We start from the raw sequence: 14,911 nt of genomic DNA, 5'->3' as shown, positions 1-14,911 counted from the left end.
TAAATGATTAAATTAGAAAAATTACGTAAAGCATTAGTAGAACAAAATGTTGATGGATTACTGATTACAAACGGATTTAATCGTCGTTATATGACTGGTTTTACCGGAACTGCTGGAGTAGCGATTGTATCAAAGGATGATGCGGTCTTTATTACAGACTTCCGCTATACTGAGCAAGCAAATAAGCAAATTCAAAATTTCCGTATCGTTCAGCATGAAGGAAGCATCTTTACTGAGGTTGCTGAACTAGTTGGGAAAATGGGTATCAAAACTTTAGGTTTTGAGAAAGATACAATGACTTATTCGATGTATGAGACATATAAATCGCAGTTAACAGCTGAATTAGTACCGCTTTCTGGATTAATTGAAAAAATTCGCTTGATAAAGACGGAACAAGAGATTAATATTATTAAGGTTGCGTGTGAAATTGCAGATAATGCCTTTTCACATATTTTAGAATTTATTAAGCCAGGTTTAACTGAGCTTGAAGTATCGAATGAATTAGAGTTTTTCATGCGTAAACAAGGGGCAACAGCATCTTCCTTTGACACGATTGTTGCAAGTGGAGTGCGTAGTGCATTGCCACATGGTGTTGCAACAGACAAAGTGATTGAGAAAGGTGATTTTGTCACACTTGATTTCGGTGCATTATATAATGGTTATATTTCAGATATCACTCGTACAATTGCAGTTGGACAACCTTCCGATAAGCTTGTTGAAATGTACAATACGGTTTTAGAGTCACAATTACTTGCATTAGAAAAAGTAGGGCCGGGTATGACGGGGGTTGAAGCAGATAGCTTTGCTCGTGATTATTTAGCATCTAAAGGATATGGTGAAGCCTTTGGACATTCTACAGGACACGGAATTGGCTTAGAAGTACATGAAGGTCCAGCACTTTCATCAAGATCTAGCTCAGTTTTAGAACCTAATATGGTTGTGACAATTGAACCGGGTATTTACTTACCAGGAATTGGCGGAGTTCGTATTGAAGACGATATTTTAATCACAGAAACGGGTAATGAAAAATTAACTCATTCAACTAAAGACTTAATTATTTTATAATGGAGGAACACATCTATGATTTCAGTTAATGATTTCCGAACTGGCCTTACAATTTCAATCGATGGCCAATTATACCGCGTATTGGATTTCCAACACGTTAAACCAGGGAAAGGTGCAGCATTCGTTCGCTCTAAATTACGTAATTTACGTAATGGGAACGTAACAGAAAAGACTTTCCGTGCAGGTGAAAAAGTAGAAAAAGCTCAAATCGACAACCGTAAAATGCAATATTTATATGCACAAGGTGATGCTCACGTATTTATGGATATGGAGTCATACGAGCAAACAGAATTAGCAGGAGTACAAATTGAAGAAGAGTTAAAATATCTTCTTGAAAATATGGAAGTTCACATCCAAACTTACCAAGGTGAAATGTTAGGTGTAGAATTACCAAACACAGTTGTACTTGAAGTTGCTGAAACAGAGCCTGGTATTAAAGGTGATACAGCTTCAGGCGGTACAAAACCAGCAAAAATGCAAACTGGTTTAATGGTTAACGTACCATTCTTCGTAAACGAAGGCGATAAATTAATCATTAACACTACTGAGGGTTCATACGTTTCACGTGCGTAATTAGCAGATAGTTTGATATTTTGGAGTGCAGACAAGGGTCAATTTGACTTCGTTGTTTGCACTCTTTTTTGTTATGCCAACTAATATTTGAGCGAAGTTAATAATAAGTTATATGAAAAGGTCATCTTCCTACTAGATGACTTTTTTCTTTAGATACAGGTCTATTTTTTTGGAAAAGCTCATATATTGCCTTACACAAGGAGGCGTCGTGATGGAGTTACAGGACGTTTTGCGAGTAGCGGGGGTAGGGCTCGTCGTTGCCTTACTTCATGTTTTCTTCGAGCAAATCGGCAAAAAGGAATTTTCATTCTTTATATTTTTCATTGCATATCTGTATATTACAGCAGAACTAATTCGATTTTTACGGCTTTTCTTTGGCGATATTCTTACATTCTTCCAATGGCTTAATTTAAATTAGGTAAACTATGACATTTCTAATTTACGCCGTAATCCTAATGCTACTCTTAATATTTATTAAAGAAACCATCGGCAAACTACACGGAATAATAGTCGTCATCTTTTTTTTCGTACTACTCTATTTCCTATTGTCGACGCTCACTATTCCTTTTTTAGAGCAGCTCCTTTCATATGTTCAATCAGTGCCTTATGTACCTCAGCTTGTGTACTCTGCACTTTTTTATCAGCTTGGCTTGTTCTTTCAATCAATTTTTGAAGAAGAGGAATATGAAACATTTGGCGAACTCGTAATGTTCTCAATACGTATTGTGCTGTTATTTTATTGGACTAGCGAACTAGGAAAAATATTGTCAGATTTATCGTCAATTTTAGAAAAGCTTCAGTAAGGGGCTACACGCCAATGCATGACATACTAAATATCTTTTTAGATCCATTGAAAATTGCTGGACAATCCATCATTTTAATCGTAATCTATACGATTTTGTTTCTAATAGTGGAAGCATTTGTACCCAAATTTAAAAGCTTTGCAGATGCTTTATTTGTAATCATTCTCGTACTAACACTTGGACAAACTGTGATGGATGCTTTCTCCTTAATGGGGGACTTAGTCAACATTGCATCTGACTTCTTTTTAGCCATTACGCCAATATTAACATCACTATTAGTGGTGTTAAACGCAGTATTTTCATTTATTGCATGGAGCCCGGTTATTCTCTTTATCTTTGAGATATTGATTTTACTTTGTAAGAAAATTTTGATTCCAGCCATTACAGTGGCACTTATACTTGATTTTTGTACAAGGTTTCTACCGGAAATTTCCTTTTCAAAGGCTTCAGAATTGATAAGGGGAACAGTAATGACATTAATTACTGCCTCTTTAATAGCGATGGTCACTGTGCTTTCTTTTACAGGGGTTGCATTTTTTACAATTGACCAAGCCATCGCAAGTCCAGTAAAAAAAGTAATCGAGCAAACCGTACCAATAGTTGGCTCGCTTATTGTTGAAGGATTTTCTATTTTTCATAAATATCAATCTACTGCTACAACAGTAGTTGGTTTTGGAGCAATGAGTGCTTTTTGGGGGGCTTCCTTCTATCCGGCAGGCAGGCTGCTCATACATGCTCTAACCTTTAAGTTTGTTGCCGCGATAGTTGAACCTTTTACTGGGAGTACAATTAGCGGATTGTTGGATGATGTAGGAAAGTCATTGTTACTACTGTGTGCTGTTGCAATCCTTCTCGGAATTGCTTTTGTCTTTATTTGGTTAATATTGATGATCATTATGCAACTAGGGGTGGGAAAAAGTTTTTGATCAAACTAATTGCGATTATTTTAATAGGAAAATGTTTACTACTTCTGGCAGATGAAAAAGACATTCTTGTCTATGTAAAACTAGCAACCTTATTAATTTTTTTAACAACAATGTTAGATTTTCTGAAACTCTAAAGCATAGAGTTGGGACTAGCTTCATACAATGTGTTGAAACAGTAAACTTTGTTCAGTGAGAAAGCTTTAAACACCTAGAATGCTTGTTAATTTCATATAAAAAAATTAATAAAGCTGAACAAAGTTACGCCTAGGCTAACCGGGGCGTATTTGATGGAAAGGGGGCGCTAAGAAAACGTGAGGTGGAAAATAAATGGAAAAAACAAAAATTAATCTTTATTCCGATTGCAGTATTAGTGTTCATTGCGTACATTTCTGTTACGTGGAACGATTCAACCGGAAAAAAGCAATCGACAATCTCATCAACAGAAGAAGCTAGACTTGAACAAGCCCTCAGTCAAATTCAAGGAGTTGGACTAGTAAAAGTATATTTTCATTATGATAACCAACCCCCTAAAGGAAATGACACGGACAACTTATTAAATGGCTATTTAAGTTCAAGTGAAACAGAAAAATATGTAACAGGATTGCTCGTTGTATCAGAAGGGGCTTCTAACCCGACTATTAAAAGGCAACTGTTAGAAACTATTAGTAGAGTCATGGAAATGCCTACTCACAGAATTATGATTGTACCTATGGAGAATAAAGGAGATGAACAATGAAAGTAAAAAGAAGAACAGTATGGTTATTAACCCTACTAAGTTTAGCGGCAGTTATTTCAGTTTATTATGTATTTGAGCCAAATCGCAATGTGGATTTAGCAACAATTTTTACGGATGATACGTTACAAGAAACAACTTTGACAGGGGTATCTGAAGAAGAGATTACAACTACAAGCTCAGAAAGTTATTTATTCGAAGATATGCGCATGGAAGTTAGCAGCGAGCGTGATCAGCTAAGAACTCAATTAACAGACAAAATTGCATCTGATGATGTTACAGCAGAAGAAAAAAGTGCTGCATATAATGAAATGAATCAGTTAATCAAACTTGAATCCTCTGAGTCAATGCTAGAAATGCTAATCCAATCTCTTGGCTATTCAGATGCATTTGTTCGCATTAATGACGATAAAGCTCAAGTAACAGTTCTATCAGATGAAGTTTCTACTTCACAAGTAAATGAAATTGTTTTCACTGTACTTTCAGAGAACGAAAATATTAGCGATGTACAAGTTAAGGTTACATCGGATTACTATTAAAAAGCTATTCTATATATAATAATATTATCAAACAGAAATTACGCAGTGCGTTCGTTATAGCAACGAAAGCACTGTTTTTTCATGATTTTCTAGAAATATCTATTTATGTATTTCAAAAAGTATTAAAAAAATATAAAATGGTAAGTGTAGTTATTAAAACATTAGGGGTGTTTTCATGTTTAAAGTACAAGAATTAAGAGAAATTATTAAATTGGTAGACAATTCATCGATTGACGAATTTGTTTATGAAAACGATGGGGCGAAATTAAAATTAAAAAAAAATAATGGAGTTATTTCAGAAGTAGTATTACCAAAAGAAGCTACTCCTGTAGTACAAGCTCCACCTGTTGCAGCTGCTGTTGTAACAGAGCCAAAAACAGTAGAAGAAGTAAAAGTAGAAGAAAAGACAGCTCCAGCTAATGTAGAGGATTCAACTTTACATAAGATTACTTCACCAATGGTTGGAACTTTCTATCAAGCACCATCACCAGATGCTCCAGCTTATGTTAGTGTAGGGGACAAAGTTTCAGAAGAGTCAATTGTATGTATCGTTGAAGCTATGAAACTATTCAATGAAATTGAAGCTGAAATCAAAGGTGAAATTGTTGAAATCCTAGTAAAAGACGGGCAATTAGTTGAATATGGTCAACCACTATTCCTAGTGAAACCTGAGTAAGGGGTGCTTTCATCATGAAAAAAGTATTAATTGCAAACCGCGGTGAAATTGCCGTACGTATTATTCGTGCATGTAAAGAGCTAGGCATTGAGACAGTTGCTGTTTATTCAGAAGCAGATAGTAATGCACTTCATGTTAAACTAGCCGATGAGGCTTATTGTATAGGACCAAAATTATCCAAGGATTCATATCTTAGCTTCCCGGCAGTTTTAGGAGTTGCCCAAAAAACAGGAGTGGATGGTATTCACCCTGGATATGGCTTCTTAGCTGAGAATGCTGATTTTGCTGAAGCCTGTGAAAACGCAGGAATTAAATTTATTGGTCCCTCATCAGATTCCATTAAAATTATGGGTATTAAGGACGTGGCACGCAGTTCAATGGAAGAAGCCGGTGTACCGTTAGTGCCAGGTACTGGGATTGTTCCTGATATTGAAACAGGTAAGAAGTGGGCGAGTGAAATTGGCTACCCTGTCATCATTAAAGCAACTGCTGGTGGTGGCGGTAAGGGGATTCGTGTCGCTCGTACAGAAGAGGATCTAGTAAAGGGCATTGAAATTACACAAAAGGAAGCAGCTGCAGCCTTTGGTAATCCAGGTGTCTATCTAGAAAAATTCATCGAGTATTTCCGTCACTGTGAAATTCAAGTTTTAGCTGACTCATTTGGTAACGTTGTACATTTAGGAGAACGTGATTGTACCGTTCAGCGTCGTATGCAAAAGCTTGTTGAGGAAGCTCCATCTCCTGCACTTTCAGAAGAACGTCGCAAAGAAATGGGCGCAGCTGCTGTAAAAGCGGCAGAGGCTTGTAATTACGAAGGTGCTGGTACAATTGAATTTATCTATGACTACCAGGCTGACCAGTTCTACTTCATGGAAATGAATACGCGTATCCAGGTGGAGCATCCAGTAACAGAAATGATTACTGGTGTTGATTTAGTACAACAGCAGTTGAAGATCGCTGCTGGTGAAGCTCTTCCATTTACACAAGAGGAAATTAAAATAAATGGATGGGCAATTGAGTGCCGTATCAATGCCGAAAATGCATATAAAAACTTTATGCCTTCTGCAGGAACGGTTGAAACATATATAACGCCAGGTGGATATGGTGTTCGTATTGACTCTGCAGTATATGCAGGCTATACAATTCCTCCATATTATGATTCAATGGTTGCGAAATTGATTGTTCATGCAGATACTCGTGAAGAAGCAATTGCAAAAATGAATCGTGCGTTAAGTGAGTTCGAAGTAGACGGACCTGGGATTCACACAACAATTCCATTCCACGAAGCACTTATGAACAATGAAGTCTTCCAATCTGGGAATTTCAACACTAAATTCCTTGAAGAAAACGACATTCTTAACGTTTCAAAAAAGGAAGAAATAACTTCGAATTAATCGAATTGCTTAAAGTCCTTCATGCTTCAATGTGGGATTTTAGACTGTAGACAAACTCTTTTGAGTTATCTACAGTCTTTTCTATTAATGCTACCCAAGCCAAAATAAATGAATCCTCTTGAAGTTCGTTTTATACTGAATAGGTATGAGAGGGGGAGACATTTTGTTACCAAAATTATCAGTACTTGATTTAGCGCCTGTACTTGAAGGTAGTACACCAGCTGAGTCATTTCAAAATAGTAGAGAACTAATCCAAGCTGTTGAAAGCTATGGATACAATCGTTATTGGGTGGCTGAGCACCATAATATGCAAGGGATTGCTAGTTCAGCGACAGCAATTTTAATAGGATATCTAGCGGCTAGTACAAATTCAATCCGTGTTGGAGCAGGCGGTATTATGCTTCCAAATCACGCACCTTTAATGGTTGCAGAGCAATTTGGTACATTGGAATCAATGTATCCTGGACGAATTGATTTAGGATTGGGGCGAGCACCAGGCTCTGACATGTTAACTGCACGTGCATTGCGTCGAGATGATCGAGGGGCTTATGAATTTGACCGACTAGTCGATGAGCTTAGAGGCTATTTTGAGGATGTGGAGCGACCTGTGATTGCAGTACCTGGAAAAGGGATGTCTATTCCGATTTGGCTATTAGGCTCAAGTCTTTATAGTGCACAGCTAGCAGGTCAATTAGGGTTACCTTATTCCTTTGCAAGCCATTTTGCACCAGATTTAATGGATGACGCAATAGCTACTTATACTAGAAATTTCAAGCCATCAGATGTTCTCGAAAAGCCTTATGTAATGGTGGCTGTGAATGCAATTATAGCTGATACAGATGATGAAGCTGAGTTTTTAGCGAGTACCCTATTCCAGCAATTCCTAGGAATTATCCAAGGGAAAAGAGGGAAAACTCAACCACCACGTGATATGTCGAACCTGTGGACAGAAGATCAAAAGAAAGTCGTGCATCAACAGCTAAAATATACGTTCTATGGCTCAAGTGAAAAGGTCTATAAACAATTAGCAGAATTTATGAGCAATCGGGAAATTGATGAGCTAATGATTAATAGCCCGATCTACAATATAGATGATAGAAAAAAATCATATGAGCTGCTTTCTAAAGTCTGGAAGTAATAAATTTTAGAAATTATCAGAGTTCCTTTTAAGCGTATTGGTGAAAAATGGTGTATAATAAAATACAAATAGAAGCCTTTATAAATTGCTGTTTTTTCTAATGTAGACAGGTTTATGAAGTAAGAGAGGATGAAGAAGATGGCTGAGAAAGTAACAAAAGCTTTCATACAACCAACTCCTTCTGGAAAAGAAGAACTTGGTCAAATAGAGGTAGCACCTGAAGTAATTGAAGTAATTGCTGGCATTGCAACTACTGAAATTGATGGGGTTGCTGCAACACGTGGCAACTTTGCATCAGGCGTTGCTGAACGCTTTGGTAAAAAAGTACATTCTAAAGGGGTAAAAGCTACACTCACTGAGGATGGTCAAATCGTTATTGATGTATATTGTTCAGTAAAATATGGTTTTTCCATTCCAAAGGTAGCAAAAGAAGTCCAAACTGTCATTAGACAGGCAATCTTAAATATGACATCAATTGATACAAACGAAGTGAATGTTCATATTACGGCAATCCAATTTGAGAATGTAAAAGAAGAAGAGTAATTGTAACTGATTACACATATGAAATACTGCAAAAGTTGAATAGGCTTTTGTAGTATTTTTTTTATTCTAACTAAGTGGTAAAAAGAGCATGTTTAATGACATCATGCTCTATTTTAGGTTTATATTTTTTACTTTCGTGAATTTATTATTAATAATAGAATGTAAAGAAAGCCGTACTAGCCATTCTCTCTAATTACATAATCTGACTTGGAAGGGGAAAAGCAGATGGAACAATATATTTTATCCTTAGATCAAGGAACGACAAGCTCAAGAGCAATACTATTCAATAAGGAAGGTAAAGTTGAGCATATCTCCCAACGAGAATTTAAGCAATATTTTCCGCATGCAGGATGGGTGGAGCACAATGCAAACGAAATCTGGAGCTCGATTTTATCTGTAATAGCAACTGTATTAACAGAAAAAAATATAAGACCAGAACAAATTGCAGGTATAGGTATAACAAATCAACGAGAAACAACTGTTGTGTGGGATAAAACAACGGGTAAGCCCATTTATAATGCAATTGTTTGGCAATCGCGTCAAACAGCTGAAATCTGTAATGAATTAAATGATGCAGGCTTAGGGGATTTATTTCACGAGAAAACGGGCTTATTAATAGATGCTTATTTTTCAGGTACAAAGGTAAAGTGGATTTTAGATAATGTAGAAGGAGCAAAAGAAAAGAGCGAGAAGGGGGAATTGCTATTTGGCACAATTGATAGCTGGATAATTTGGAAGCTAACAGAAGGTAAGGTTCATGTCACGGATTACTCCAATGCTTCTAGAACACTCATGTATAATATTCATGAGCTTAAATGGGATGAAGAGCTATTAAACATACTGGGTATCCCGTTATCAATGCTTCCAGAGGTACGACCATCCTCTGAAGTCTATGGGCATGTTTCAAAAAAACATTTCTTTGGTGTAGAGGTACCTATCGCCGGGATTGCAGGCGACCAACAGGCAGCGTTATTTGGTCAAGCGTGCTTTGAATCAGGAATGGTGAAAAATACGTATGGCACCGGTTGCTTCATGTTGATGAATACAGGTGAAAAAGCAGTTCAATCAAATCAAGGATTACTAACAACCATTGCTTGGGGAATAGATGGCAAGGTGGAGTACGCATTAGAAGGAAGTATTTTTGTTGCTGGATCTGCTATTCAATGGCTACGTGATGGTTTGAGAATGCTTCGTGATTCCTCTGAAAGTGAGAGATATGCACAAAAAGTGACAAGTGCAGATGGAGTCTATGTTGTACCTGCTTTTGTCGGATTAGGTACGCCCTATTGGGATAGCGATGTACGTGGTGCCGTATTTGGTTTAACACGTGGTACAACAAAAGAGCATTTTATAAGAGCTACCTTAGAATCGTTGGCTTACCAAACAAAGGACGTGCTTAGTGCGATGGAGGCCGATTCGGAAATAACTCTAAAATCATTACGTGTTGATGGTGGGGTTGTTAGAAATAATTTCCTTATGCAATTCCAATCGGATCTTTTAAATGTCCCTGTTGAACGCCCGGCTATTAATGAAACGACAGCTTTGGGAGCTGCTTATTTAGCTGGTCTAGCAGTTGGTTTTTGGAAGAGCAAGGAAGAGATTAGCAAGTACTGGAACCAAGATAAGAAGTTCGAGCCTGAAATGGATGGCATTGAGAGGACAGAGCTATATGAAGGATGGAAAAAGGCTGTAAAAGCTGCCCAGACTTTTAAATAAGAAGCTTTAAAAAAAGTGCCAACCTAAAAGGTGTGGCACTTTACTTATGTAGAGCTAGAATTCCATTGCTTTAAAAGCATAGCTAAGACTTAGCCTCTGAATTCCTCTTGCTGCGGCTACTGCATTGGAAGAATGTAGCTCAAATGCTTGCTTATCCTTCATTTGCAGTGCGGTCATCGCTTTTATCGCTTCCTGCATCCACTGCTTCTCGAATTTATATGATTTTGCTTCTTCGATATGACCCATTTCAACTAGAATCATTGCTTTTGTATAGCTCATAAATGGTTCTTTTTGGATTTTATTCGCCTCATTGAGTGCATCATCTAACTTATTACATAGGAACAACTTGATGGCTAAATAGTATTGATGAATATGAGGCTGTTTATATTTCGATAGAATATTGTCAATGGCTAGTAGCTGATCGTGCATTGAACCAAATCCTTGACTATAAACATAAGCATATAAAGGCTCTTTTTTCTTTTTTATAATGAACTTCTCAACCTTGTTCATATTTTTTGAGCCATATACCATATACAGAAATTCACCAATAATCCAAAGGCATATAAGAAAAAGAAGAAAAAAGCCTATCCCTAATGGTAGATCAAAAATAGCAAATACTACTCCAACTAAAATCGCACATAAATACTGTTTCCACAAATTCAACACCTCATTTGATTTTAATGGTAATTAATTTACAGCACACCGTCAATAAAATTCAATTTATATTAGCTATTTGTTCATTTTTTCTTAAGTAAATGATTGAAGCAGTGTTTGAATAGCTAAAATATGTTATTATAAAAACTAATGTTACCAATGAAGGAGATTTATACATGAAACGACATGATGCGCGCGAAAAAGCAGTGCAAGTACTGTTTCAGTTAGATAATACAGATCTAACATTACAGGAAGCTATAGGCCACGTACTAAACGAAGAGGAATCAGATGCTTTTTTTGAAAAGCTAGTACATGGTGTAACCCAAAATTTAGAAGAAATCGATGAGCAACTTACTAATAACTTAGAAAACTGGTCATTAGGCCGTTTACCTAAAATAGAAAGAACAGTACTAAGAATCGCGTTATACGAATTGCAATATATGCAGGATACTCCAAGCCGTGTCGTTCTAAATGAAGCAATTGAGCTTTGTAAAACATTCGGTGATGAGAAATCAAGCAGATTCGTAAACGGTGTACTATCTAAATTCACACAACAATAGTCGTTTGAAAGGATGTAACAGAAGATGTCGAGTGCAATTATTATTAATGGAAATGAAATTGGGCAAGAAATTCGTAAATCTGTAGCTGATCGAGTAATGAAGTTAAAAGACCAAGGTGTAACACCGGGCTTAGCTGTTATTTTAGTTGGTGACAATCCAGCATCTCAAACTTATGTGCGAAATAAACAAAAGTCTTGTGAGGCAATTGGAATTTTTTCTGAGCTTATTAAATTACCTCAGGAGGTTTCAGAAGAAGAATTACTCAACCAAATTCGTTCGCTGAATAATAGCGAGAATATACATGGGATTTTGGTGCAGCTGCCATTACCATCACACATCAATGAAGACAAGGTGATTGCTACAATTTCACCCGAAAAAGATGTTGATGGGTTCTCTCCTATTAGTGTAGGGAAAATGATGTTAGGCCAAGAAACATACTTACCTTGTACTCCATTCGGCGTTATGAAATTACTAGAACACGCTGGTATTGATATTGCAGGAAAACATGCGGTTATTGTTGGAAGAAGCCACATCGTCGGGAAACCAATGGGACAACTGTTGCTTCAAAAAGACGCTACTGTTACATACACACATTCAAAAACACCGGAACTACCATCCATTACAAAACAAGCAGATATTATTGTAGCGGCTGTAGGTCGACCAAACTTCATTACAAAGGAGCATGTTAAATCAGGTGCTGTTGTAATTGATGTTGGGATTAATCGCGACGAGAATAATAAATTAATAGGTGATGTTCATTTTGCTGAAGTAGAGCAGGTTGCATCACATATTACACCTGTTCCTGGTGGAGTAGGGCCAATGACGATTACAATGTTATTATTTAACACTGTACAGTCTGCAGAAAAATCTCTCTCACAGGACAAATAGTATAAAAACAGGTAGAATATAAGCAGAAGCTGTTTTTCTAATGAGAAACAGCTTTTATATTGAAGAACATCGAATTTCGCTTCTATGTGAAATTCGTATTTTTCTAATGGAATGAATTTCTAATCTTCTATGAAGGAGCCGTACCTATGACAACGTCTTCTTATTTAACAGTTAAAGCCTTAACGAAATATATAAAAAGAAAATTTGATGCTGATCCACATTTACGTGAAGTATATGTAAAAGGTGAGCTTTCGAATGTGAAAATACATAGCTCGGGCCATATTTACTTTACTTTAAAGGATACGGGAGCAAGAATTAATGCTGCCATGTTTCGAACACAAGCAAGTAAATTGAAATTTAGACCCGAAGAAGGAATGCAGGTTTTTATCAGAGGTGAGGTCTCTGTCTATGAATCGACAGGAAACTACCAGTTGTATGCGCATTCAATGGAGCCTGATGGAGTAGGGGGATTGTTTGTTGCCTTCAATCAGCTTAAAGAACAGCTTCAAAAAGAAGGATTATTTAATCCTAATTTTAAGCAGCCAATTCCAAAATTCCCAAAAACAGTAGGTGTTCTTACAGCTACAACTGGTGCTGCCATCCGAGATATTTGTACAACGATTTCTAGACGTTATCCTTTAGCAGAAATAGTCATTTATTCTACCATTGTGCAAGGTGATAATGCTGCACCCAATATTGTTGAGAATATCCGCTTAGCGAACAAGCAACAGCTATGTGACGTCTTAATTGTAGGGCGTGGTGGTGGATCAATTGAGGATTTGTGGGCGTTTAATGAGGAAATTGTGGCCAGAGCAATCTTTGAAAGTCGTATCCCGATCATTAGTGCTGTTGGACACGAAACAGATACAACAATAGCTGATTATGTTGCAGATTTACGTGCACCAACACCTACAGCTGCTGCTGAATTAGCTGTACCAAATCAACAAGAGCTAGTTCAACAGCTATTGAGAGGTAGATCGCAGCTACATCAGATAACATCTCAGAGATTGCAGTATGAAAGGCATCGTTTAAATAAATTAAAAAATGCCTATCCATTAGCAACACCTGAGCGACTTTATCGTCCTTTTACAGAGAAGCTCATACAATTAGATATGCAATTAGGTAGAGCATCACAAATGTTTTTGATGAAAAAGTCTAATGAGCTTCAAAAACATGTAAACGCCATAAAGCTTCATTCACCGCATTATGCAATTCAATCGAACCAAAAGCAAATCGAACAAATGACGAGAATGCTAACAAGATCTATCTCATCGCTATTAGACAAAAAGAAAGATTTTTATATATCGAATATACGTACTTTAGAAGCATTGAATCCTTTAGCGATTATGACTAGAGGCTATAGCGTTGCTTATAAAGACGTACAAGTAGTAAATTCTATAACAAAGCTTACAAAAGACGATGAAATCATGATTCATTTCCATGATGGGAAAGCACAGGCGAAAATTATAAATACGCTGGAACAAAAAGGAGGCGAATAGTTCATGGAAAATAAACAAACCTTTGCAGAAAGTATGGCAGAGCTAGAAGAGATTGTTCGTAAACTAGAGCTTGGTGATGTACCCTTAGAAGAAGCGATTGATCTTTATAAAAAAGGCATGGAATTATCCCATTATTGCCATCAAAAGCTTTCAAATGCAGAAAATCAATTAATATCAATTGTGAATGATCAAGGTGAAAAGCAACCCTTTGAGCCTTTAAAGGGAGAGGACTAGTTATGACGAATCACTTAAAGCAATTTATTGATGAGAATCTACCTAAGATTGAAGCTGAGCTTTATGATTTAGTTGAACGTATCAAAGCTCCACAATCCTTAAAGGATTCTATGCTATATTCTTTGAAAGCAGGCGGAAAAAGAATTCGTCCACTTTTTGTAGTAGCTGTGTGCGATTTGTTTCATAATAAGCAACAAGAAGCTCTATCAGTCGGTGCTGCAGTTGAAATGGTTCATACATATTCTCTAATCCATGATGATTTACCAAGTATGGATGATGACGATATGAGACGTGGTAAACCTACAAATCATGTAGTGTATGGAGAGGCATTAGCAACTCTAGCGGGGGATGCTTTAAATACATTAAGCTTTGGTGTACTTGCAAGATTGGAAAACGTTGAACCACAAAAAAAGGTGGAATTGATAAATTTACTAAGCGTTGCTTCAGGTGCAGAGGGTATGGTCGGTGGTCAAGTATTAGATATTGATGGTGAAAGTCGCAGTTTAAATTTACCTGAACTTGAACATGTTCATATTAATAAGACAGGTGCAATATTAAGATTTAGTATTGAATCTGGTGCAGTTCTTTCAGATGCAACTAAAGAAGAGCGAGCAGCTCTAGTAGAATATGCACACCATATTGGCCTGGCTTTCCAAATTCAAGATGATATTTTAGATATTGTTGGAACGAGTGAAGAACTTGGAAAAACGGCAGGTAAAGATGTCCAGAGTGATAAAAGCACATATCCAGCCCTTTTAACATTAGAGGGAGCAAATGCAAAACTAGAAGAACATTATGATTTTGCTTTATCCGCATTAACAAAAATTGAGAAAAACACGTCGCTTTTAGAAGAATTTGCTAGCTATATTGTGAAAAGAAATAACTAATTATAGGAAGTTCTTTTGAATCTTTGTTTTCACTGCTATAATAGTAAATACGTTTTCTTAGTTGTTTTAATTACGGTGACGAA

18 protein-coding genes are annotated in these 14,911 nt (G+C 36.8%); 17 read left to right on the top strand and 1 reads right to left on the bottom strand.

The features are described from left to right. Positions 1–3: 3 nt before the first annotated feature. From LG296_RS11510 to glpK, 12 genes are all read left to right on the top strand, one after another. A complete protein-coding gene (locus LG296_RS11510; protein ID WP_107934839.1) occupies positions 4–1,065 on the top strand; it encodes a Xaa-Pro peptidase family protein in 1,062 nt (353 codons plus the stop codon). Between the two features lie 15 nt (positions 1,066–1,080). Continuing rightward, a complete protein-coding gene (gene efp / locus LG296_RS11505; RefSeq protein ID WP_107934840.1) occupies positions 1,081–1,638 on the top strand; it encodes an elongation factor P in 558 nt (185 codons plus the stop codon). A 211-nt stretch (positions 1,639–1,849) separates the two neighbouring features. Then, complete coding sequence (locus tag LG296_RS11500) at positions 1,850–2,056, top strand: stage III sporulation protein AC (protein WP_107934841.1); 207 nt, start codon at positions 1,850–1,852, stop codon at positions 2,054–2,056. A gap of 7 nt (positions 2,057–2,063) precedes the next feature. Beyond that, complete coding sequence (locus tag LG296_RS11495; protein WP_153062697.1) at positions 2,064–2,441, top strand: hypothetical protein; 378 nt, start codon at positions 2,064–2,066, stop codon at positions 2,439–2,441. Positions 2,442–2,455: 14 nt separating this feature from the next. Next, positions 2,456–3,367, top strand: a complete 912-nt coding sequence (locus tag LG296_RS11490; RefSeq protein ID WP_107934842.1) for a stage III sporulation protein AE — start codon at positions 2,456–2,458, stop codon at positions 3,365–3,367. Positions 3,368–3,683: 316 nt separating this feature from the next. Continuing rightward, the gene (locus LG296_RS11485; protein WP_251401722.1) at positions 3,684–4,103 is read left to right on the top strand and encodes a hypothetical protein; all 420 of its coding nucleotides are present in this window, start codon (positions 3,684–3,686) and stop codon (positions 4,101–4,103) included. Next, positions 4,100–4,639 carry a SpoIIIAH-like family protein gene (locus LG296_RS11480; RefSeq protein ID WP_107934844.1) on the top strand — a complete coding sequence of 180 codons (540 nt, stop codon included), beginning with the start codon at positions 4,100–4,102 and terminating at the stop codon, positions 4,637–4,639. Before LG296_RS11485 ends, LG296_RS11480 begins: the two co-directional genes overlap by 4 nt. A 175-nt stretch (positions 4,640–4,814) precedes the next feature. Beyond that, entirely contained in the window at positions 4,815–5,315 is a 501-nt protein-coding gene (gene accB / locus LG296_RS11475) for an acetyl-CoA carboxylase biotin carboxyl carrier protein (RefSeq protein ID WP_107934845.1), read from the top strand. Between the two features lie 14 nt (positions 5,316–5,329). Continuing rightward, the gene (gene accC, locus LG296_RS11470; RefSeq protein ID WP_107934846.1) at positions 5,330–6,709 is read left to right on the top strand and encodes an acetyl-CoA carboxylase biotin carboxylase subunit; all 1,380 of its coding nucleotides are present in this window, start codon (positions 5,330–5,332) and stop codon (positions 6,707–6,709) included. Between the two features lie 145 nt (positions 6,710–6,854). After that, positions 6,855–7,847 (top strand): LLM class flavin-dependent oxidoreductase, encoded by a 993-nt coding sequence (locus LG296_RS11465; protein WP_107934847.1) that lies wholly within the window; start codon positions 6,855–6,857, stop codon positions 7,845–7,847. Between the two features lie 138 nt (positions 7,848–7,985). After that, positions 7,986–8,390: an Asp23/Gls24 family envelope stress response protein gene (locus LG296_RS11460; RefSeq protein ID WP_107934848.1), complete on the top strand. Its 405-nt coding sequence runs from the start codon at positions 7,986–7,988 to the stop codon at positions 8,388–8,390. Between the two features lie 225 nt (positions 8,391–8,615). Beyond that, positions 8,616–10,106 (top strand): glycerol kinase GlpK, encoded by a 1,491-nt coding sequence (gene glpK / locus LG296_RS11455; RefSeq protein ID WP_107934849.1) that lies wholly within the window; start codon positions 8,616–8,618, stop codon positions 10,104–10,106. Positions 10,107–10,160: 54 nt separating this feature from the next. On the opposite strand, the gene LG296_RS11450 is transcribed toward glpK, so the two are convergent. Further along, positions 10,161–10,763, bottom strand: coding sequence for a hypothetical protein (locus LG296_RS11450; protein WP_107934850.1), 603 nt, complete (start codon positions 10,761–10,763; stop codon positions 10,161–10,163). A gap of 173 nt (positions 10,764–10,936) precedes the next feature. Here LG296_RS11450 and nusB point away from each other — a divergent pair, with 173 nt between their 5' ends. From nusB to LG296_RS11425, 5 genes are all read left to right on the top strand, one after another. After that, positions 10,937–11,320: a transcription antitermination factor NusB gene (gene nusB, locus LG296_RS11445; protein WP_107934851.1), complete on the top strand. Its 384-nt coding sequence runs from the start codon at positions 10,937–10,939 to the stop codon at positions 11,318–11,320. A gap of 24 nt (positions 11,321–11,344) precedes the next feature. After that, entirely contained in the window at positions 11,345–12,208 is an 864-nt protein-coding gene (gene folD, locus LG296_RS11440) for a bifunctional methylenetetrahydrofolate dehydrogenase/methenyltetrahydrofolate cyclohydrolase FolD (protein WP_107934852.1), read from the top strand. Positions 12,209–12,354: 146 nt separating this feature from the next. Next, complete coding sequence (gene xseA / locus LG296_RS11435; RefSeq protein WP_107934853.1) at positions 12,355–13,707, top strand: exodeoxyribonuclease VII large subunit; 1,353 nt, start codon at positions 12,355–12,357, stop codon at positions 13,705–13,707. A gap of 3 nt (positions 13,708–13,710) precedes the next feature. After that, positions 13,711–13,941 (top strand): exodeoxyribonuclease VII small subunit, encoded by a 231-nt coding sequence (locus tag LG296_RS11430; RefSeq protein WP_107934854.1) that lies wholly within the window; start codon positions 13,711–13,713, stop codon positions 13,939–13,941. A gap of 2 nt (positions 13,942–13,943) precedes the next feature. Then, entirely contained in the window at positions 13,944–14,828 is an 885-nt protein-coding gene (locus LG296_RS11425) for a polyprenyl synthetase family protein (RefSeq protein ID WP_107934855.1), read from the top strand. Positions 14,829–14,911 lie beyond the last annotated feature (83 nt).

This window comes from Ureibacillus chungkukjangi (assembly GCF_044795995.1).
In the GTDB taxonomy this organism is placed as follows: Bacteria; Bacillota; Bacilli; order Bacillales_A; family Planococcaceae; genus Ureibacillus; species Ureibacillus chungkukjangi.
This window is presented reverse-complemented; position numbering and strand designations above follow the sequence as displayed.

Bases quoted from the DNA above. Each gene is read 5' to 3' on its own strand.
- LG296_RS11510 (WP_107934839.1), top strand. From the start codon at position 4: ATGATTAAATTAGAAAAATTACGTAAAGCATTAGTAGAACAAAATGTT.
- efp (WP_107934840.1), top strand. From the start codon at position 1,081: ATGATTTCAGTTAATGATTTCCGAACTGGCCTTACAATTTCAATCGAT.
- LG296_RS11500 (WP_107934841.1), top strand. From the start codon at position 1,850: ATGGAGTTACAGGACGTTTTGCGAGTAGCGGGGGTAGGGCTCGTCGTT.
- LG296_RS11495 (WP_153062697.1), top strand. From the start codon at position 2,064: ATGACATTTCTAATTTACGCCGTAATCCTAATGCTACTCTTAATATTT.
- LG296_RS11490 (WP_107934842.1), top strand. From the start codon at position 2,456: ATGCATGACATACTAAATATCTTTTTAGATCCATTGAAAATTGCTGGA.
- LG296_RS11480 (WP_107934844.1), top strand. From the start codon at position 4,100: ATGAAAGTAAAAAGAAGAACAGTATGGTTATTAACCCTACTAAGTTTA.
- accB (WP_107934845.1), top strand. From the start codon at position 4,815: ATGTTTAAAGTACAAGAATTAAGAGAAATTATTAAATTGGTAGACAAT.
- accC (WP_107934846.1), top strand. From the start codon at position 5,330: ATGAAAAAAGTATTAATTGCAAACCGCGGTGAAATTGCCGTACGTATT.
- LG296_RS11465 (WP_107934847.1), top strand. From the start codon at position 6,855: ATGAGAGGGGGAGACATTTTGTTACCAAAATTATCAGTACTTGATTTA.
- LG296_RS11460 (WP_107934848.1), top strand. From the start codon at position 7,986: ATGGCTGAGAAAGTAACAAAAGCTTTCATACAACCAACTCCTTCTGGA.
- glpK (WP_107934849.1), top strand. From the start codon at position 8,616: ATGGAACAATATATTTTATCCTTAGATCAAGGAACGACAAGCTCAAGA.
- nusB (WP_107934851.1), top strand. From the start codon at position 10,937: ATGAAACGACATGATGCGCGCGAAAAAGCAGTGCAAGTACTGTTTCAG.
- folD (WP_107934852.1), top strand. From the start codon at position 11,345: ATGTCGAGTGCAATTATTATTAATGGAAATGAAATTGGGCAAGAAATT.
- xseA (WP_107934853.1), top strand. From the start codon at position 12,355: ATGACAACGTCTTCTTATTTAACAGTTAAAGCCTTAACGAAATATATA.
- LG296_RS11430 (WP_107934854.1), top strand. From the start codon at position 13,711: ATGGAAAATAAACAAACCTTTGCAGAAAGTATGGCAGAGCTAGAAGAG.
- LG296_RS11425 (WP_107934855.1), top strand. From the start codon at position 13,944: ATGACGAATCACTTAAAGCAATTTATTGATGAGAATCTACCTAAGATT.